Below are 4,691 nucleotides of genomic sequence, written 5' to 3'. Positions count from 1 at the left end.
AGCGTGAAGAACTCCCATCATCGCAGGTCACAAGGCACTTCCTCGTCTCCGGAGAAGCTATCCACAGACATCAAGCCGGTGGATCCGGGCTCAGTGGACGGGGCCAGCGGTTACACCCCCGTCGGCAGCGTGCAGCGCATCGCGGGCAGCATCACGGGCTGGAATGATCGCTCTGCGATCATCACCCTAGTGTCGTACCACCCAGCGGATGCCGCTCGCGTGATCACCGAGCTTCGCACGGCCTTGAAGTCCTGCAAGGGGTACACGGCAGGCCCCATGAAGGCGACCTACGAAGACGTCGAAGCCACCAACGACCCACCGCAGGGCGACGACGGGGTCGCTTTCCGACTCAAGCTGGCCTTGGAACCCGGTGACGACGGCCTGAAGATCCCCATCAGCGTGATTGCCATACGCCACGGTTCCACGCTGGCGATCTATAAGGCGACTTCCGACACTCCCGGAAAGTTGGCGAGCATCCCAAGCGATCTTGTCAACGCCCAGTCGAAAGTGCTGGACGCCGCCGTTCACACCACTCCGTAGTCGTGCCCCGTCCGTGTCTGTTCGCGGGAAACCACCCTCTGACCCCCGGCGTTCCCGAACGAGCTGAACGCCATGGGAACTAGGGCCTGTTCGGAGTTCGGATCATGGGAGGGCTGGCAGGCTGCGTAACCAGAGGACGGATCCGCGCAGGTGGAGTCCTGCGGCGTAGCTCTCGGGTGTCTTGTCGTAGCGGGTGGCCAGCCCCCGCCATTCCTTGAACTTGTTGATGGCGCGCTCGACGGTGTTGCGATCTTTGTAGAGCGTGGTGTCGTGGCTGACCGGGCGGCCGCCGGAGCGTCCCTTCTTCTTGCGGTTGGCGGCCTGGTCGGCCTTTTCCGGGATCACGGCCTTGATCTTGTGCCTGCGCAGGTGGGCGCGGTTGGCGCGGGAGGAGTACGCCTTGTCGCCGGCGACTGCGTCCGGCCGGGTCCTTGGGCGGCCGACCGGGACACGCACCTTGACCTTCTCCAGGACGGGGATGAAGCGCGGGCTGTCCGCGGCCTGCCCGGGGGTGAGGATGATGGCCAGCGGGCGGCAGCGCCGCTCGACGGCGAGGTGGACCTTGCTGGTGAGCCCGCCCCGGGAGCGGCCCAGTTCGGCGGCCCGCAGTCGGGCCCTGTGGCGTCGGCGCACGGCACGGCGCTGTTCCCGCTCGGGGTCCCCGCTGTCCGCGGATCCGTCGCCTAGGGGGTCGTTTTGCCCCTTTGCTGCAGCCCCTTTTCCTCCGTCACAGCCTTCTCCAGGTCCTCAAGGAGCTCCGGGTCGACCACCATGCCCGCCGCGTGGTGATGCGCACGGGCAACGGTCGAGTCCACGCTGACCAGGCTGAGATCGACGTCGTCGCGGGCCGCCGCCTCGGCGATCATCCCGTCCATGAGCGCCTGGAAGACCCCGTCACGCGCCCACATCCGGAACCGGTCGTAGACCGTCGACCAAGAGCCGTAGCTCTCCGGCACATCCCGCCAGGGGCTGCCGGTACGGAACCGCCACATCACCGCGTTGAAGTAGCTGCGCAGGTCAGGGATCGGCCCGGACACCCCCAGCGGGAGGTATGGCTCGACCAACTCCCATTCACCATCGGTCAGATCACCACGAGTCATGTGACCGGTCTACCGGACTCAACCGGCCACCGGGGTCACGTTGACTCATCCGTGATCCGGACTCAGAACAGGCCCTAGTACTGCAACGACACTCCGTTATGCCCTCTGCTTCGGTAGTGACTGATGCGGGCCCGGGCCTGGCTTCTTCTTCTCCATAGGGACCAGGCGATTACGTGTTGGATGCTGTGGCGGACAGGAGAGGAGATGCGGTTGAACAGCCGTCTGGCCTCGTTCATGGTTACGGGTATGAGGGATCGATTGCCGTCGGTGTCGGGATCCCCTTTTTTGCCTCCACTCGCAGGATGGCGAGGAAGGCGAGTGCGGCCATCGAGAGGGTTATGTGTCGGTACCAGGCCGTATAGCCGCGGACTTGATAGTGATCGAGTCCGGTCTCGTTCTTCGAGGTCTGGAAACACTCCTCGACCATCCACCGGGATCCTGCAACCTGCACGAGTTCCTCCAGCGGAGTTCCGGCCGGGCAGAAGCAGATGTAGTAGGCGATGTCCGTGGGGTCGGTGACGCTGCGCCGTGCCATCAGCCAGTGGTCCCAGCCCTCGCGCCGCCAGGGCCGGATCGCTGCTGCGGCCCAGTCGTATTCGCGTGGACCGTGAGCGCCGTCGCCGCAGCTCACACGTGTCCACGCATCGTCGGGGAGCTCGCCGATCAGCTGGTGCGCGCGGGCCTGACCGAAAAACTCCACGGTCATGACCATCTGCGATTTCGGCACCGCAAGCACATGGGGGATGTCATGTTCTTCCAGCCAGACACGAATCCGGCTTGTCTGCCCATAGACTTCATCGGCCGTGACCCATCCGAACGGGATGCCGGACTCCACGGCACGCTTCAGCATACGCAAGCCCAGGTCAGGTTTCGTGGTGAACTCGACATCATCACCGATGCCGGCCGCCCGGCAGCGCTCACGGTTCGATGTCCATTCCTTCGGGAGATACAGCTCGCGATCGATCAGCGCCCGACCCTTCCCTGATCCATACGCCAGGAAGACACCCACCTGGGAATTCTCGATCCGCCCGGCCGTTCCTGAATACTGCCGGGCCACACCCGCCGACCGGACACCCTTTTTAAGGAATCCCGTCTCATCGAGAATAAGGATTCCCCGCTCGGATACGGCAGCTGTAGATAGGTCTGCCGGTGCGCGTCGCTGCTGTTCAGCGGCTTGAGGGGGTGGCTGCGGGCATAAGGACGGCCGCCTTGATCATGACGTGGTGTGACGCAACATCAGAACGAGACGGCCGCTTCGGCCACGGTAGACCACGAAGCCCACGACATCGCGTTCGGGGGCCTGTTGGCCTCGGTGGCCGACTGCTTCGCCCGCTCCGAGACCCGGGAGACGTTCGCACGGATGACACGGGGCATGCTGATGGAGCTCGAGGACGTCAACTGCTGGAGCCTGGCCGAAGCGATCGGTGAGCGGGGCCCGCACCGCCTGCACCATCTGCTGTCCCGCGCGGTGTGGGACGAGGAAGCGGTGCTTCAGCGGACAGCGGCCTGGGCCGTGGACCTGCTTGACGACGGCGACGGGATCCTGATCGCGGACGAGACCGGTGACGCCAAGTCGTCCATCGACGCGGTGGCCGCGGCCCGCCAGTACTCCGGCTCGGTGGGTGGAGTCGATCTGTGCCAGGTCGCCGTGCACCTCACCTTCGCCACGGCCGCCGGGCACTGCCTGATCGGCCGGCGCCTGTACTTCACCAAGGAGTGGGCCGCCGACGAGGAACGCCGCGAGCTGACCGGCGTCCCGGACGAGCTGTGCTTCGCGACCAAGCCGCACCTCGCGGGGGACATGCTCCGCGCCGCCGGGCGGCAGGGCATATCCGCCTCGTTCTTCCTGGGTGACGAGGTCTACGGCGGCCGGGAGCTGCGTACCACTTGCCGCGGGCTGGGCCTGGGCTACGTCGTGGGCGTGCGCTCCAACCACCAGGTCACCACCGGCCCGGTCAATCTGAGTGCGGCCAAGGCCACCGCGGAGCTGCCGAAGCGGGCCTGGCAGCGGATGCGGACCGGCGCGGGGCAGAAAGGTATATGCGACTACGACTGGGCGATGATCGAGGTCACCGCCGACGACACCCCTGACGGGCACGACGGCGACGCGGGGACGTCCGTCCTGCTGGTCCGCCGGCACCGCTACACCCGCACCGTGTCCTACTACCGCTGCTTCGCCCCAGGGCCGGTGACACTGGCGCGACTGGTGTCACTGGTGTGCCGCAGGTGGCGAGTGGAGGACGACTTCCAGGACGCGAAGGAGGTCTGCCACCTCGACAAAGGCCAGGTCACCTGCTGGAACTCCTGGCACCGCTGGAGTGTGACCGCGCTGGTCGCCTACGCCTTCCTGGCCGTCACAGCCGCCCTCGAACGCGGCGCCCAAACCAGCCGGAACGACCCCGGCGAGGCCGACCTCGTCCCCCTCAGTAGTCACGAACTCCTCCGCCTACTACGCGCCTTGTTCCTTCCGCCGCCCCAGCGAGACTCCGAGCACCTGCTGTGGTGGTCCACCTGGCGCCGCCGCCACCAACACCGCGCCCGCCTCTGCCACCGCCGCTGGCACGCGTACGCCGACACCACACCATGATCAGACAGCACATCAGCAGCTATCTACAGCTGCCGTATCGGAGTCCCCGAGATGCTCCACCACTGCGTCGCGGACGTCATCACGCACGGCGTCCGCGTCCCACAGGTAGTGGTTCAACAGCCGCTGCATGCCCTGCGGACCGTCGTGCCCGGCTGCCTCCGCCAGGGTCCAGCCGTTCTTCCGCTCTGTCTCGCTGAGCAGTCCCCGCAGGTAGGACACCATCCGTCGCCGTGGCTCCACCCGGCCGAACCGGCCCGCGAACCTTGCCCGCGAAGTCGTCAAACATATCTGACCAGCCGTCAGTTATCTCTTCCCCCATGCAACAATCAACGACGTCGCACCCGCAACGTCACGGAGTGTCGTTGCAGTACTAGTGCTGCTCCGCGTTAGTTCGTGGAGGTGTCACGCGGCTTTGACTGGGCTGGCGTCGTAGGTCCAGCGGTAGGGCTTGGCGGTGGTGTTGT

Annotated in this window: 1 protein-coding gene and 4 pseudogenes; 2 read left to right on the top strand and 3 right to left on the bottom strand. The window is 66.0% G+C overall.

What is annotated here, in order from left to right; translation table 11 throughout:
• Positions 1-540: pseudogene (locus tag ACIQFZ_RS43135) on the top strand (hypothetical protein); the annotation flags it as partial.
• Positions 541-642: 102 nt separating this feature from the next.
• On the opposite strand, the pseudogene ACIQFZ_RS43130 reads toward ACIQFZ_RS43135, so the two are convergent.
• Together ACIQFZ_RS43130 and ACIQFZ_RS43125 are read right to left on the bottom strand one after the other, a co-directional pair.
• Positions 643-1,640: pseudogene (locus ACIQFZ_RS43130) on the bottom strand (IS5 family transposase).
• Between the two features lie 238 nt (positions 1,641-1,878).
• Positions 1,879-2,796 (bottom strand): annotated as a pseudogene (locus ACIQFZ_RS43125) (IS701 family transposase); the annotation flags it as partial.
• Positions 2,797-2,865: 69 nt separating this feature from the next.
• Here ACIQFZ_RS43125 and ACIQFZ_RS43120 point away from each other — a divergent pair.
• Positions 2,866-4,227, top strand: coding sequence for an IS701 family transposase (locus ACIQFZ_RS43120; protein WP_402693967.1), 1,362 nt, complete (start codon positions 2,866-2,868; stop codon positions 4,225-4,227).
• 36 nt (positions 4,228-4,263) lie between these two features.
• Here ACIQFZ_RS43120 and ACIQFZ_RS43115 read toward each other — a convergent pair.
• Positions 4,264-4,530, bottom strand: a pseudogene (locus ACIQFZ_RS43115) (transposase); the annotation flags it as partial.
• Between the last annotated feature and the right edge of the window lie 161 nt (positions 4,531-4,691).

Source organism: Streptomyces sp. NPDC093064, from assembly GCF_044754605.1.
In the GTDB taxonomy this organism is placed as follows: Bacteria; Actinomycetota; Actinomycetes; order Streptomycetales; family Streptomycetaceae; genus Streptomyces.
This window is presented reverse-complemented; position numbering and strand designations above follow the sequence as displayed.